Source organism: Vibrio sp. CUB2 (assembly GCF_001557945.1).
In the GTDB taxonomy this organism is placed as follows: domain Bacteria; phylum Pseudomonadota; class Gammaproteobacteria; order Enterobacterales; family Vibrionaceae; genus Vibrio; species Vibrio owensii.
Genome location: NZ_LNRB01000015.1, coordinates 1 through 14,096, shown reverse-complemented (window position 1 = coordinate 14,096; position 14,096 = coordinate 1). Strand labels below are relative to the sequence as shown.

Sequence of the window (14,096 nt, the reverse complement as noted above, 5' to 3'; positions counted from 1 at the left end):
AAAAGCGCTAGGATTTAGCGCGAGGTTTCATGTGTTGGTTGAACTTTGATAAGTGATCTTTCAGACGAAATCGAGCTTCTTTGCGCTTAGACCTGTCGTTCGCTTCTGCCGATTCTTCTAAAAGCCGGTTTGTGTCTTCATCTAGTTCGAACCAAATTCCAGTTGTGTCTTTTTCTGCGTTTTGTGGCATTTCATTTACCTCAACGCTAGGAACTCACGAGCATGAAATCGTCGGAAGTGATTACGTGTTCGTTCTGCTTCAATATCTTGTGGCGTTCGCTCTTTTGTTGCTTTATCGACCTTTGATTGAGTTCTTAGGTAGCGATATGAACGAAACCGTTTGAGTTTGTTGGTCATAACTGTTTCTCCTTGCGAGATTGCTCTTTCACTTTCATCGGCTCAGAGCAAAACCGAACCCAGCCCGTTTGCGAGACGTCGGGTGTGTTTGGGGAATATTTCTCTCCACTAAGTTTTTAGTGGGGCTTCCCCATCGATAAAACTGATGCAGTGGAGCACGTTTCCAACGTTCTGTTGCGGTGTTTTATCTGCCTAGGCACAAATTGATAAAGAGCGGATAGTTAAAGGGAAGTTACCAGCTTCCAATTTCGTAGTTCAAACTTTAACTTCATATTTAAACTACGGATAAAGTGCTTTTAATACCTAAAAAGACTGTGATACATATCACACTCTCTTTTTCTGAGAAGTGATTTTGTTTTCTCGGACTAGTGAGAAAATTATGAGAAATCTTAAATTTCAATGAATTAGATTCTCGTTTAACTCTCTAGTCCGCAAATCACTTCGGTATTTGTATGTGTGTTTATAAATTAGTCGAAATTGAACTTAGGATCAACCTTTAAGTAGGAGGTTCCTATTTAAGGGTGATTTTTCGTTATTCTTGTATGAGGTGTGGGTCTTAGAATTTAGGTGTTTTTCTTCTTTTGGGGTTACATGAAATGCAGACGTTGGGTCAACGATTGGAAGATCTGAGGAATAAATTTAGGCTAACGAAAGAAGATGTAGCTCGGATTGCAAAAGTGACAGGTACTACAATCGGAAAATGGGAAAAAGACCTTATTATTCCAAGAGATACCAAGCTGAAGCGTTTAGCTGAACATTACAATGTCAGTTTCGAATGGTTGCGAGTTGGTGTTGACGGAGCAAAAGTAACACCAGTTCCTGAGAGTTTTGCGGTATCGATTCAATCTTATAAAGAAGGCGATGAATCTGTATTTTTTGATGCTAGGCTGCTTCCCTCAGGTCACAGCGAACGACTAGTGTATGTTCAGGTTGAAGGGCACAGTATGGGGGATATACTTCCTGACGGAAGTAAGTTGATTGTCGATCTTGAAGACCGACATTATAAAGACGACAAACTCTACGTTTTCAAAACCCAAGATTTCATGTCTATCCGCAGGTTATCATTCACATCAACCGGTGTTAGGTTGCAATCTTTAGGTAGTCAGAAAGACGAAGTTCTTACTTTTCAACAGCTTTCTAAGGTAGATGTTTTAGGACGTGTTATATCTTCGATTTGCCCGCGATGATGCAGCCTCACGGCTGCATTTTTAATCGAGAGTTGTCTGAAAGCGGATTGTGCTTTTACTCACAACGAACGCTTGGCTCCTTATTTCCTTTGGTAGCTTAGTATTCGCGATAAGCTTTTTTAAGTAAGTATCTTCTGGCAGCCTGAGATCCTGATATAACTGCTCAATAGGGATGTCTTGACCTTCATGCTCAAACAAATAGCTAATAAAACGGTGGTTGGTACTACCCTGTTTTATCCTCAATATCTCATCTTCTCCGCGTAGAACCGCGTTCTGAGATGCATCAAACAAAAGTTCCGCCTTTGGAGATTCCTTTTCTTCCAAAGTTGTCGCTATTGTTACATTTCCATTTGATTGAAAAGGTAAAAACTCTAGAGCAAGCCAAAGCCCAAGACCAAGAAAAGCACTTACTCCAATGGTACAGAGAATATCGTAGGTGTTTTCCATAGGCGTAGCACTTTAAATCAAGGAAGCCACCTGCTCTACTAACTTATCGATACCTTTTTTAGCATCAGCAATACTACCAGCTAGCATGTATGCAGGCGTCGTTACAACATTGTAATCGTTATCTACGACAATATTGTCTACAGTGCAGTCAACATGTAGTCCTCCTAGACTGTTGATTACACTTGCTGTTTCTTCATCGTAACCAATTGTGCAGCGAACACCGTTATACACTTTAGGTAGAAGCACTGGTGCGATACACATATAACCAACAGGCTTCTTCTTGCTCGCAAAGGCGGTCATTACTTGTTGAAATTCAACGTCAATGGAAAAATCTGCGCCATCGGTAGCGAATGTTGATAGGTTTTTTGCTACTCCAAAACCACCAGGAATTATGAGCGCTGAGAAATCTTGTTCGTCCAGCTCTGATAGTGCACTTACGCTGCCACGAACAATACGTGCAGACTCTTCAAGTACATTTCGAGGTTGCTCTTTATCTTCACCTTTTAGGTGGTTGATTGTGTGGAGTTGTGGCTTATCTGGAGCGAAGCATTGATAAGTGATGCCACGCTCTTCAAGAGCCAACAGCGTAAGCACTGCTTCGTTGATTTCAACGCCATCAAAGACACCGCAACCTGACAATACAACAGCAATTTTTTTCATAACCTAGCTTCCTTATTATTCATTAGATCAAGTAGTTGATTGTTCGCCCTTGTTTGGTACGCCTCCATAATGTCGGCAATCAAACTTAGTTTCAGGTGAACATCTTTGTCCGAAAAAACGACCTCATAAACGTCATTTAAGAATGGCGCGAACTCGAACATTTCTTCGTAGTGGTTCCCGACGTTTTGAATTGGAGCGTCGAGTGAATTAAATTCTCGTAAGTAAACAGATGTGCGGTGTTTGAGCATGTTCTGGATTTTGCGTTTTATAGCTTCTTCATCACTTAAATCATCGTTAAGGATGATACTCTCTAGTTCTTTTAGTTTGCCTCTAGAGTGATACCAAACGACTGACTTCACGTAGTTGTAAGTCATAAAAGAAGAAAGGTGATCCAGTTTGTCTGGTTTGGTGAGAGCGACGCCCCAACCAGCCAGTCCAAATGCTAGAAATGATAGGAAGAGTAATTTTAACTTCATAAGCCTGTACTAATTCAACTGACATTTTTAAGGGTTAATCCCTTTTTTATATGGGGAATTGATAAATTAGAGGGTTCTACATTGCAATTAAATGCCTATAAAACTGAGGTTAAAACGCTCATAAATAACCAATTAATATAAAACAAGTTTCATTGCTTATTTTAATCAAGAGATGTTAACTTTTTGAGGTTGTATGGTTGTTTTTAAAAACACGTTCTACTATAATCCTAAGTGTCAAGAGTGCATTGCATAGCACGCTACCTGCGTAGAGTTTTACGCAGTGTATTAAGGACAATTGAGTGGCTGAGGGTGGTACCTTGGTATATAACATTCAGCAACAAAGCCAGATCTTCCGTAGGGTCTGGCTTTTTTGTATCTGAAGATCTTGAAGTTGATCGTTGATCTTTCTCGGTTTTCTCTATACATTTATGACAACTACTCGGACTTACCACCCGATTAGACTTCAACTACGGAAATCAAAATATGACACAGTTTAATTTAACGCGCCCTCGGTGCGATCTATCACAGCATACTCTCAGTTCAAGCGTTTATATCGTCAATGGTGTAACTCCATTACGTTCGTGCTTGAGTTCTGTCGGGGTGTGCTATGCAGTCCTTTGAATCACTCAACCAAGTCACTCCCAGTCCAGCGCTAGATGCGAAGGATGAACATACGCGTAAGCTCAGAAAAGAATCCAACGCTATCTATCGTGCTAATCGCAAAGCACGAGTTCGTGAGTGTATAGAGATCCATCATGACGCGGTGGCAGCAGAGAAGGCTCGACTTAAAGCAAAGGGTAAAGCATTCACTAACTTGGAAATTGGCTTTACAAAGCGTCGTGTATTGCGTGATAAGAAAAAGCCGAAAGTCATAAACCTCCCACTTGAGTTCGCAACAATTTTTAAAGGTTGCGAAGAGTTTATTGATAATCCAAGCCGCTTCCCTGCTTTAGATGTTTGGGTATCTGAAATGCGCAACCGCCAAGCTCGCGAGCTAGTTGCTAAGGTTTTAGCCTGTCTGTTAAGTAACACTGACATGATAAGTGGCCGCGTCGGTAAGCCAACCGAAGCTGGCATGAAAACACTGAGCTATTATCAACTGCAAGAAGATTATGCCTTGCGCTTTGGTGAGTACATTGCACCAAAGTCATTTGGGAAAGCGATTAAGTACCTAAAACAAGCGGGTTACTTTCACTCTGAAGCGATCAATATCCGAATGGAAGACGGTGAAGGTGCTGTTCGTAGTGCTCCTGCCTACAAGCAGTTCTCTGAACGTTTCTTTAGTGATCTTAAAGTTGTTCGTTACAGTAATGTTGCTGAATCCATAGTTGCTACACGTAAGCGTCAGATGAAAGAAGGTCTACGTCATACGTGGGTAAGCTTTCGTGAAATCGCTAATGGTGTCAGACAGATATTCTTGAACGCCAACAAATTTGAGAGTATTGCGGAGTCTACAGGTCGAGTGTTCGAAGCATATCTTCCCCTTCACCCTAATCCACACTAATTACCTTTGATTGAATCCGCGCAAGCGGAGGACTTCGCACGCCTGTTGATAATTGAGAGTGATTGATGTCACGTTCTCTAACGTTACGCACCGGCTTTTTCTTTCATTCTTATCCTTCCCTCCCCTTTTCTCGTTAAGAAACTACCTTCTAAGCATTAAAATTATTATTCACACAAAAGATCCCCTTACATTCTACCCTTTAAGTTTCACCTTAAAATGCACCTAATATAGAGGGCGTGCTTTATAGAACTCCATATTAAGACTTTGTATTAAAAACAAATATATAAATAAATATTTAAGTAAAACATCGCTTCGCTCAGAGAAACCTCCCATCAAAAGCATCAAACAACAGTGATATACGTAACTCTCAGGAACGCTTTTGACGGGCCCCACAGCCAGCTTTAACTACTCATATTAAAATTGGATTACGTGATAATAGCTGGCTGCGCTGGAATTTTCTTTTGTCATACGACAGGAAACCACAACACATATACGCATGATTCCGTGAATAATCTTACTCGCTACGCTCGCGCATTCTGGCAAGGCGAAGGGCAATTTTTGTGCCGGAGGCAAACTGGCATACAAAAAGGTTCTGAGTATGCTGTAAGGATGTTTCTTGCTCACTGCGTGAGCGCATTCTAATATTCGTCGCACAGCTCCGAATCAGTGACGTCGTCACATAGTGCTTAAAAGGTAGGGTTAGTGATCAGGGTAATTGCGAGGGCAAGTGTCGATACGGAGGGCGAGCGCCCTACATTCAAGCTTACAGATATAGGCGCATTCTTATCTTTTGAAACACCCTATCAAGATGATTTTGATGTCTTGTCTCACTACTTGGATTCGATGGCAATCGACCCTGAGATTTGCGAGAATAACCCTTTAAAACGTGTGGATTTATAAATATTCTTTATAATTACGACAAATGTTTTCTATCAACATCAGATAGCAGACTTCCAACCTATACGTGTTATGGATTAACACTTTTCTGAAAAGGACTTCTCAAGAACATCGAGAGAAGTATGAAAATGACAGCACTAATAATTGCAGCAATCGCTCAAGCTACTCACAAGAGCATTAATTAAACACGACACAGCATTTACTTAGGTATACAAATGAAAAAACTACTACTAGCGGTGGCGATTTCCGCATCAGCAACGGCTTGCGCAGCTAATGACTCGCTCCTATAAGAGAGTGCTAAACAATGAACAACATTCAACGGGTTCGATTACGGGGTTATTGGCATTAATGTAGACACGCGCGACCACTTTGAAAACAAATGGATGGCGACAACATACACGCGAGGCGATGGGAATTTCTCGGTTGGCATCATGTATCCCGATCAATATTGCTACGACTTTGAAGACATGCCAGAGACGGCTGGCGTTATGAGATGGAACGGCAAGCTAGTCAAAATGAGTCGCCAGTGTACAGGCAAGGCCGAAGGATTCATGTTCCCAACGACACGCAACTGGGCTCGATATGTATGGGACCAGTTCTCTAAATCTAATTACGTATATACAGTTTTAAATAAAGTTAACGTCCGATTCAGTGCAAAAGGATTCAACAAAGGCGCGAGAGCCTATGTCGAAGCACAACACGCGCTGTAAAGACTGGCGCAATTAGAGGTTCGCAAATGGGATTGTCCGTCTTACGGAACTACAGATATCGATCGCGACTTAAATGCCGCTCTTAATATTCGTGATAAAGGCATTCTAGAATTAAAGGCAGCTGGACGGTCGTTTGTGTTTATGGAAGCTGCGTAAGTCTCAATACTATTGAGCAACGGCTAACGACATAAGAAGCATCGGCCGATAGGGTGGTGAGTAGTCACAAAGGAGCCTGTTGTCCCCTGCACTTGTCAATATTCAGCCTGAATAATGACACTTAGTTGGCGGTTATTGCAGTTACCTGGTCACGACTCCGTTTTAAAAACTGTGTGCTATTCCGTTATTAAAATCTGACTGGTTTCTTGTAGAACCGTACAACTTATTAGAATAACAATTTAGGTCAAAAAAGATACAATTACCTCATTTTTATATATACACTCTAAAAAATAAGGGATATACTATTTCTAATTCCTACATGGAGACAGAAATGGACACTCTACAAACAACGTCGCACTTTCAATCCCTTAAGCAGGGTGCTGATGCATACATTAAGCGCCGTAACCAACGTTTACTGGCAAATCACCGTAAAGAATTACGCAACTTTACCCGTGCAGAGGCATCCGCTTACTTAGGCATCGATGCAAAAACGCTGGATAAATACGTCACGGCAGCAGAGGTTGATCCTCGTCGTCATGAAGACTCTCAATGGTCTATTGATATTGCGGAAATGTACCGTGTACGTGATTTGTTGCCAGAGGCATTGTGTAAAGAGCCAAAGTTTTCGCGTAGCGAACAGCAGTCAGCACAAGTCATCGTGATCCAAAACCAGAAAGGCGGCGTTGGTAAAACCGTGTCTGCCGCGACTGTCGCATCTGGTTTAGCAACAGAGTTCCATCAAGAGTACCGTGTAGGATTAATCGATATGGATGGTCAAGCGACGCTCTCTATGTATTACGCGCCAGAGGCAGATCAGGAAGGAAACTTGTCTGTGGGCGATCTCATTATGCGTAACTTTGACTTGGATGAAGGCGAAACTTTTGAGCAAGCGGTATCTGAGGCGTTCCTAGAAACCACCATCCCTAACTTGCGTATTCTACCAGCGGCGCAGAGTGACCGAGCAATTGAAGGTTGGTTCCATGAGCAAGTCTTCAGTAATAAATTGCCATCTCCTTACTCTATCTTGGCTGAGATCATTGATGCAGTGAAAGATGAGTTCGATATCATCATCATCGATACTCCGCCATCACTAGGCTACGCGACTTATAACGCCTACTTTGCCGCAACGAGTGTGGTATTCCCGCTTTCTATTACGGAAAACGACATCGATGCGACCTGTTCATATTTCAGCTACATTCCGCAAGTATGGGCGCTACTGGCCAATGCGAATCATGATGGGTACGACTTCATGAAGATCCTGCTTACCAACCACCGAGACAGCTCGACCACAACTGAGTTGATGAACAGTCTTTACGACCATTTTGCACCTTACTTGTACTCTAAGGAGTTCAAACATAGCGAAGCAATCAGACAAGCCTCTTCCCTACTTTCGACCGTTTTTGATATGTCGAAGAGCGAGTACCCAAAAAGTAAGTCGACGTTCCAAACAGCGCAGCAAAATGGGTATGAGGTAACCAGTCAAATTCAGCGTGACATTCTTAATGTGTGGCGTGAACAGGAGCAAGCATAATGGCGAAAAAACGCGGCGGTAGCCCTTTAGGTAACGCACCAGGTTCTCAAGAAGCACAGCAATCAGCGGCTAAGACGAACCTGACCACTTTAATGCAGCAATTGACGGCAGAACTGGATAAAGCTGGCACCAATGCCGTTGAGTACTTGCAAGAACAGTTTGGTCTTGAATCTATCGGCCAGAGCGTGGTTTGGCAACTCGCATCGGGTAACACTGCGACGTTTAACGAAGTGACACTGTCATACGAGCAAGTTTGTGATGAAACGTTTGTTACTTTCGATGTGAATGGACGCGATCAATCGCTTCTTACTGCAGAGTCCCTCTCAGACCTGAATTCACTGGAGTTTCAACAGTTCTATCCTGCCGTGGGTCGAGAAATTGAAGGTAAGATTGATGTGTTGGATGGTTCTCGCCGTCGTGCTTGGTTCTTACTTCAAGAAGGCCGCGTTAAAACGTTCCGTATTCTTGTCACTCAGGATGAAATCTCCGTCAGTGATGCTAAGGCCCTAGCTAAGCAATTACAAACCGCTAAAGAACACAACCTGCGTGAAATTGGACAACAATGTATCGCTATCAAATCGGCAAACGCAGAGATAACTCAGGCTGAGGTTGCAAAGCAAGTTGGGCTTAGTCAGGCAGGAGTAAGTAAAGCGATGAAAGCTGCCAGCATAGACGAGAAGCTGGTTAAGCTATTTCCGGTTGTAAATGCCCTTTCACATCCAGACTATGCCTTGCTAGATAAGGTGATGAAGACCTGTGATGATAAAAAGCAGATTGCTAGCTTCGCAAAGAAAATTGAGAAAAGTCTTGTCAATATTCAGGCTGAATATTCGCTTGAGGATCAGAAAGATGCCATTGTTTCTGCTATCAAAGCCGAGTTAAAAGTCGCAGAGGCGAATAACGCGACTGGCAAAGCGGAAGTCATTCCCCTCGCCCAATTCGATAGCAAAGGTATGTTTGCACGCAAGCGCGTGAATGGTCGCAACTTCTCTTATGAATTCGGACGTTTGTCGAAAGAAATGCAAGATAAGTTAGATGCGGCGATCGTTAAAGTTCTGGAAGAGAAATAGTCTATTTGTAATAGCACTAGTAAGTTGGATAGCGGGTCCGTTATCCAACTTATGGACAAAAACGTGTTATGTACTTTGCCAAGTTTTCCTATGACGGATAAGCTGAGATTTGGCAAAGTAGTTTAGATAGTTTTCTAACTCTGGCTGTACATTACAATAGAATGTATGAAGTTAAACTATGGTAAACCCAACAGCTTCCAGTTGCTTCTTTTCTGGTTGCTTAAGAGTTTTGACGGCCCAAATCAAAAATTCTTTTGGGCGTGATGACGCAACATAAGCAAATCTAGCTGCCTCACTATCAGGGTTTTTAATCCAACTTTTCCAGTGAGATTCATTTCCTGCACGAGCAGATGATATGACTATGGTAACATCATGACTTTCCCCTTTTGCTCCATGGATAGTTGACTTCCTATACGGGATTAATGATGTAGTAGTTGAGCCCAATGATGAAGCTACTTCAAGTTTGGCTGAGCTAGATGGAGAGGTTAAATTTAACTCGAGTAAGGGAGCTAATATGTTAGCAATAGCTTCTGAACAGAAGTCCTGTCTTGGAAGATCTCGAATTAATGTTTTTGCATTCTTTGTCCAAGTCGACCAGTTAACTTCAATGCTATTTAAGCTATTGTTTATCAAGTAGTTTAATGAATCAAACAAGAACTTTCGCCAAGATAGGTTTGAGTCGATAGATTGAGGACAATTGAGGCTGTTTGGTTTGCTGCTTTCGCTGAGGTGGTATCGGAGAAACTCTGAAAAATATTTCAATGAGTGGCTTAGCGCTTCCATATCTTTAGGATTGTAAAGTTTCATAGAAAGAGCCAATTTTTGGATGTTATTAGGCTGGATAACGGAGGCCTGAAATTTTCCAATCTGCGAGTGGCCTCTCGAGACTAGTACACTGTCGTTAAAGCCGTTACACTTTTCTTTAAAGGTATCTATCAGCTCAGTGGGGCAGTTGTCGTATTGAACAACCAAACATCTTGGCTCTAGCCATGATACATTTCCAACAATGTCGTTTCGCCCTGTCAATTTGGCACAAAGTTCGACGATGTTCTGGCAACTCCTAAAGTTTCTAGTCAGCGGTAAGTTAGTGAAGTGGTTTTCTTTTACGAACTGCTGTACTTTGGCTGGGTCAACGTCACGAAAGCCATAGATAGCTTGATGGAGATCCCCAACGAAATGTAACTTGGTTCCTTTATTTGCAAGTACTTGAAGAATAGTTAACTGTTCATCAGAGAGATCTTGGCATTCATCAATAATGACGAGTGGGAAGCGCTTTACAAATAACTCAACAAAGTGCTGATACTTATCGTCAAAAAGGGCATCTATAGCCAAGCATTCAATATCTCGGTAAGTGGCAAAACCACCTTTTAGCATCCTTTTTTTGGTCTCCAAAAGGTGCTTAAATTCCCAATCTTTTAGAGTCACAGAATTAAGTACTTTATCTAGTTCAGGCTTTCCTGTTTCAAAAGCTACAGTTTCATTGATTAGATCGAAAGAATAATGATGAGCATTTATCTTCCCTCGGCTTGCAATACCATATTTTGTTCTAAAGCCTAAATTTGCGCTAGGTTCAATGATGCGTATTGACGCGTCACCACCTTCCCCTAAATATCCAGTAAGCTCTGTGGCTAGAGGAGATACAATATTCTTGTAGATAAAACTATCAAAAGTACCTAAGAAATGGGGGTACATACCCTGACCATGAGGAAGGTACTTTGATACCCTGATTGTTAACTCATCAGTTGCACTGTTGGCAAAAGAGAGCACGGCCAGTCCTCCGGTTTTTATCTTCCAAGAATCGATTTCCTTAGCTACTTTCGCTGCAACGACCTCGGTTTTGCCACTTCCGGGGCAGGCTTCCAAGAAAGTGTGCTCTTCAATGCTGGAGTTCACATACTCAAGTTGTTCATGGGTGAACTCGACTTTCATAACTCTTCCTTTGCAACATCTATCGATGAAGCCCAGAAAATTGCATTTTTGATATATTCAGGAACAGTAAAATTAGAACCATCACATTGGATTTCATCGGTTAAAACTTGAGCAAACATCCCTTTTCCAATATTGTCATCATCAATTCTTTTAAGAATTTCATGGGCTGCCTCGGCAATTTCCTGTGGTGTTTTTTAGTCCAATCTACTTTGGACATTGCTGTAAAATCTTTGATTATAGAGCTTTCTCCTTTTTTGGGCTTAGGCCACAGAGATGCAATTATTTTGGACATTAATGCTGCATTGTTTCCCTCCATGGCTAAGTCATACTCTAATGTCTTGTACTTGCTCACATATAGCCGTGCATTAGTTGACTTATTGATGGAATCAACCAGTTTGATAGCATGGTTAGTCCCAGCTTTCATATTGCCTTCATATGGGATGAAGTTTTCTTCTATTTCTTTAGTTTCCCCCTTATTTTCAGGGTCTGGAACGTGTTTTTTTGTTACTTTTGGTGGGTCTAAGTCGGTGAGCCCCGCACACCTTATTGGAATGCTATTACTTGCGAGTCCTCCTTTAGCATCATCTACATTGTCAATGTTGCAATACAATTGCATGAAATGCTTAAAGTAGATCCCGTTTAAGTTAATTGTCGAGATCCCAAGATCTTCAAGGCTTTTTCGCCCTTCCTTTTGCCCTTTTAGAGCTATTCTTGCCAAAGTCGGAATTATCATTTGTTCTGCAATCCCTTCAACAAGGATTACACCGCTTGCAAATAATAGGTTTGACTTTGTTACATCTAGCCATCGATTGATGAATTGGCTGCTAGCTGTAGGCAACCCGCAGGTGCGTAGAGGTGTCGCTATTGGCTCTGGTGACTTCGATAAATGAATGATTGACTCAAGTTCAACTGAAGAGGCTAAAACCGTCGAGTGTGTTGTCACAATGACCTGAACACTTTTGTTTTCATTAGCTACGGATTTGAGATGATTTAGCAGTCTAATTTGCAATTGTGGATGCAAATGAGCTTCTGGTTCTTCTATAAGCAGCAATTTGAAAAGGGGTTGCTCTTCATCTTCATCATCTAGTGTGAGTTCCGCCAAAATTGAAGCAATATAAAGTAGATTGTTATAGCCCAAGCTATTTTGGCTCAGCTCACGGAATAGTTCCTGATCTTCTACAGATAAGTCAGGAAAGAAAAGCAAGGTCAGGCTTTCAGTGATTTTAGTAAAATCACTTTCTGCAAATTGGATGCTGGTGTTTTGCCCGAAGTAGTGTCCGATTGCATTAGTCAGGTTTTCTGTAATGAGTTTATTGGCATCCTTGATACCTAATTTTTCGTTACCAGCCAAGGATTCGTTGAATTCTTTCAGCTTGGATTCAAGAGGGTGTAGTTCATTGTCTTTTTTACACTGTTTTAGCTGTTTACGATTTAGGGCTTTAAGAAGTTTGGATAGTCTGGAGTGACGCCCATTCGACAATTTTGATTCAGCATCCCTTAGTGGTGGCAAATAAATACACTGGATTAGATCTAGTAACTCAGGATCAAACAGGGAGCTTTTGGACTTTCCTCCCCAAATGACTTTTTTGAATCGCCCTCGCATTTCCTTGTTTTCGGCTTGTAGGTTTAATAGTGCTGTACTGGAAGCTCCAACCCATGGAAGAAAAGCTACTTTATCCCCCACATCTAGTCCATCAAACTCAGCGCTAATTGAGAAAGATGGTGCGGTTTTTCCGCGAGCAACAAAAGGGCTAAAAAAATCATCGCTGGTAACACTGTATATGCCTGATTCAGAGTCGTGAAATAGTTGTCGAATTGCACTTATGACGGCGGTTTTACCTGCTCCATTTTCACCCACTATCACGTTTAAACCATCTGTTAATTGAATATTGAATTCTTTGCCAAAACACCGAAAACCTTCAGCTTTTAAGTTACTTAAATACATGTCTTACCCTACCTACTTAAATAGGAATATTCTAACTGTTTGATATTGTTTTTATAACTCTTTGGGGTAGTTACTTAAGTGACTTAGCTAGCACAACACTTAAGTGCTGCACAGGTTTTAATGACTTGAACAAGAAGTCGACACACTCAGTAATCGTACGTTACTTCGGATAACGTTTGATAAGGTCAGCTCGCATTAACAGAATATGATTGATCTTTTACTCTGAATGATAATGGGGCACTTCTGAGTTACGAAGTACCAACTGTGAAGGTTCTGGACAATTATCATTTTCGGAAAATTGAATATTAGCAATTCATGAATAACTATATGTATGAGAAACCACTTCCGAACTCAGTATTACAGTTGATTTAAAACACCGAGACCCCATATTCTTAAAACCCACCCACAACGCTACCTTGGCTATGCAAATCAAACGAGACTTTGACTACTACCACAACCTTCACAACGTTATTACCCACGCCCTGCTTCATTTGCTGTGTCAGGTATCCGCATCTTCTCGTTTTGTTCCAGTAACATCACGCAATGACATACTGATAAAGTACCTTAAGCCAAAGCTCAACGATAAGTAGTTATCGAATATCAAAAAAGACATCAAACTGATGCTCAGCGTAGCAAGAAAAAAAGGTGGGAACCTAGAAATGAAACTGCATCAACTTAATTCACAGTCGAAGCATACTAAACTCGTCGGTGCTGAAAAGCTTTATAACCTACTCGTACACCTTTATGACGTAGAGGGTATCGAATCAAGACTGTTTGAGGAGGGTAGTGAAGCGGAGCCTGGGATCCTTTATATGCTAGAGGAACAAGTCGAACACGGTTTTGACCAAGAACACAATCAAGTCACCCCGCTATCGATGCTTATCCAACTAGAGCGTGCGCCAGAGCTTATCAACTCGATTAATGCTCACGGCCTATTTCTTGCTGAAATGAAAGAGTGGAACACCGAGATACATCAAGCCCACATCTTAGTACACCCTGCTTAAAAAAGCTGGCTAGCGATCATTTAAACCCCCGATCATTCATCCTCCATGAGCTGGCTTCACCAGCTAGCTCGAAGTTGGACAAAAACGATTTGCGGCCACGGCTATAAACCGTTTCGGTCAGGTTAGAAAAAGTATCTTGAAACCTTAGTGTGCTTACGGTGCAAAGACCAGTTCTAATTTTGGAAACTATTTAGTACATTAACCTAACAACGCACTTATTACA

The 14,096-nt window shown here is 41.6% G+C and carries 12 protein-coding genes and 1 pseudogene; 5 read left to right on the top strand and 8 right to left on the bottom strand.

Going from position 1 to position 14,096, the window contains the following annotated elements; translation table 11 throughout:
- Positions 1-7 precede the first annotated feature (7 nt).
- Together ATB78_RS20535 and ATB78_RS29875 are read right to left on the bottom strand one after the other, a co-directional pair.
- Complete coding sequence (locus tag ATB78_RS20535; protein ID WP_011998836.1) at positions 8-190, bottom strand: TraY domain-containing protein; 183 nt, start codon at positions 188-190, stop codon at positions 8-10.
- Between the two features lie 5 nt (positions 191-195).
- The gene (locus ATB78_RS29875) at positions 196-357 is read right to left on the bottom strand and encodes a hypothetical protein (protein WP_179947013.1); all 162 of its coding nucleotides are present in this window, start codon (positions 355-357) and stop codon (positions 196-198) included.
- A gap of 596 nt (positions 358-953) precedes the next feature.
- Here ATB78_RS29875 and ATB78_RS20530 point away from each other — a divergent pair.
- Positions 954-1,544 carry an XRE family transcriptional regulator gene (locus ATB78_RS20530; RefSeq protein WP_038892693.1) on the top strand — a complete coding sequence of 197 codons (591 nt, stop codon included), beginning with the start codon at positions 954-956 and terminating at the stop codon, positions 1,542-1,544.
- A gap of 21 nt (positions 1,545-1,565) precedes the next feature.
- On the opposite strand, the gene ATB78_RS20525 is transcribed toward ATB78_RS20530, so the two are convergent.
- From ATB78_RS20525 to ATB78_RS20515, 3 genes are read right to left on the bottom strand one after another with little or no spacing between them, the layout of a single operon-like run.
- Positions 1,566-1,991 carry a hypothetical protein gene (locus ATB78_RS20525; protein WP_061010181.1) on the bottom strand — a complete coding sequence of 142 codons (426 nt, stop codon included), beginning with the start codon at positions 1,989-1,991 and terminating at the stop codon, positions 1,566-1,568.
- A gap of 12 nt (positions 1,992-2,003) precedes the next feature.
- Positions 2,004-2,651 (bottom strand): isoprenoid biosynthesis glyoxalase ElbB, encoded by a 648-nt coding sequence (elbB, locus tag ATB78_RS20520; RefSeq protein WP_061010179.1) that lies wholly within the window; start codon positions 2,649-2,651, stop codon positions 2,004-2,006.
- Entirely contained in the window at positions 2,648-3,127 is a 480-nt protein-coding gene (locus ATB78_RS20515) for a hypothetical protein (protein WP_061010178.1), read from the bottom strand. The genes elbB and ATB78_RS20515 overlap by 4 nt, the downstream gene beginning before the upstream one ends.
- 607 nt (positions 3,128-3,734) lie before the next feature.
- Here ATB78_RS20515 and ATB78_RS20510 point away from each other — a divergent pair.
- From ATB78_RS20510 to ATB78_RS20490, 3 genes are all read left to right on the top strand, one after another.
- Positions 3,735-4,631 (top strand): hypothetical protein, encoded by an 897-nt coding sequence (locus ATB78_RS20510; protein ID WP_061010176.1) that lies wholly within the window; start codon positions 3,735-3,737, stop codon positions 4,629-4,631.
- Between the two features lie 2,094 nt (positions 4,632-6,725).
- A complete protein-coding gene (locus ATB78_RS20495; RefSeq protein ID WP_061010172.1) occupies positions 6,726-7,925 on the top strand; it encodes a ParA family protein in 1,200 nt (399 codons plus the stop codon).
- A complete protein-coding gene (locus ATB78_RS20490) occupies positions 7,925-8,995 on the top strand; it encodes a ParB family protein (RefSeq protein ID WP_061010169.1) in 1,071 nt (356 codons plus the stop codon). The genes ATB78_RS20495 and ATB78_RS20490 overlap by 1 nt, the downstream gene beginning before the upstream one ends.
- Positions 8,996-9,166: 171 nt before the next feature.
- On the opposite strand, the gene ATB78_RS20485 is transcribed toward ATB78_RS20490, so the two are convergent.
- From ATB78_RS20485 to ATB78_RS20480, 3 genes are read right to left on the bottom strand one after another with little or no spacing between them, the layout of a single operon-like run.
- Positions 9,167-10,924: a UvrD-helicase domain-containing protein gene (locus ATB78_RS20485; protein ID WP_061010168.1), complete on the bottom strand. Its 1,758-nt coding sequence runs from the start codon at positions 10,922-10,924 to the stop codon at positions 9,167-9,169.
- The gene (locus ATB78_RS30280; protein WP_276279639.1) at positions 10,921-11,043 is read right to left on the bottom strand and encodes a hypothetical protein; all 123 of its coding nucleotides are present in this window, start codon (positions 11,041-11,043) and stop codon (positions 10,921-10,923) included. Before ATB78_RS30280 ends, ATB78_RS20485 begins: the two co-directional genes overlap by 4 nt.
- Positions 11,025-12,869, bottom strand: coding sequence for an AAA family ATPase (locus ATB78_RS20480; RefSeq protein ID WP_240537424.1), 1,845 nt, complete (start codon positions 12,867-12,869; stop codon positions 11,025-11,027). The genes ATB78_RS30280 and ATB78_RS20480 overlap by 19 nt, the downstream gene beginning before the upstream one ends.
- Before the next feature lie 422 nt (positions 12,870-13,291).
- On the opposite strand from ATB78_RS20480, the pseudogene ATB78_RS20475 reads away from it, so the two are divergent.
- A pseudogene (locus tag ATB78_RS20475) lies at positions 13,292-13,873 on the top strand (DUF2913 family protein).
- Positions 13,874-14,096: the final 223 nt, after the last annotated feature.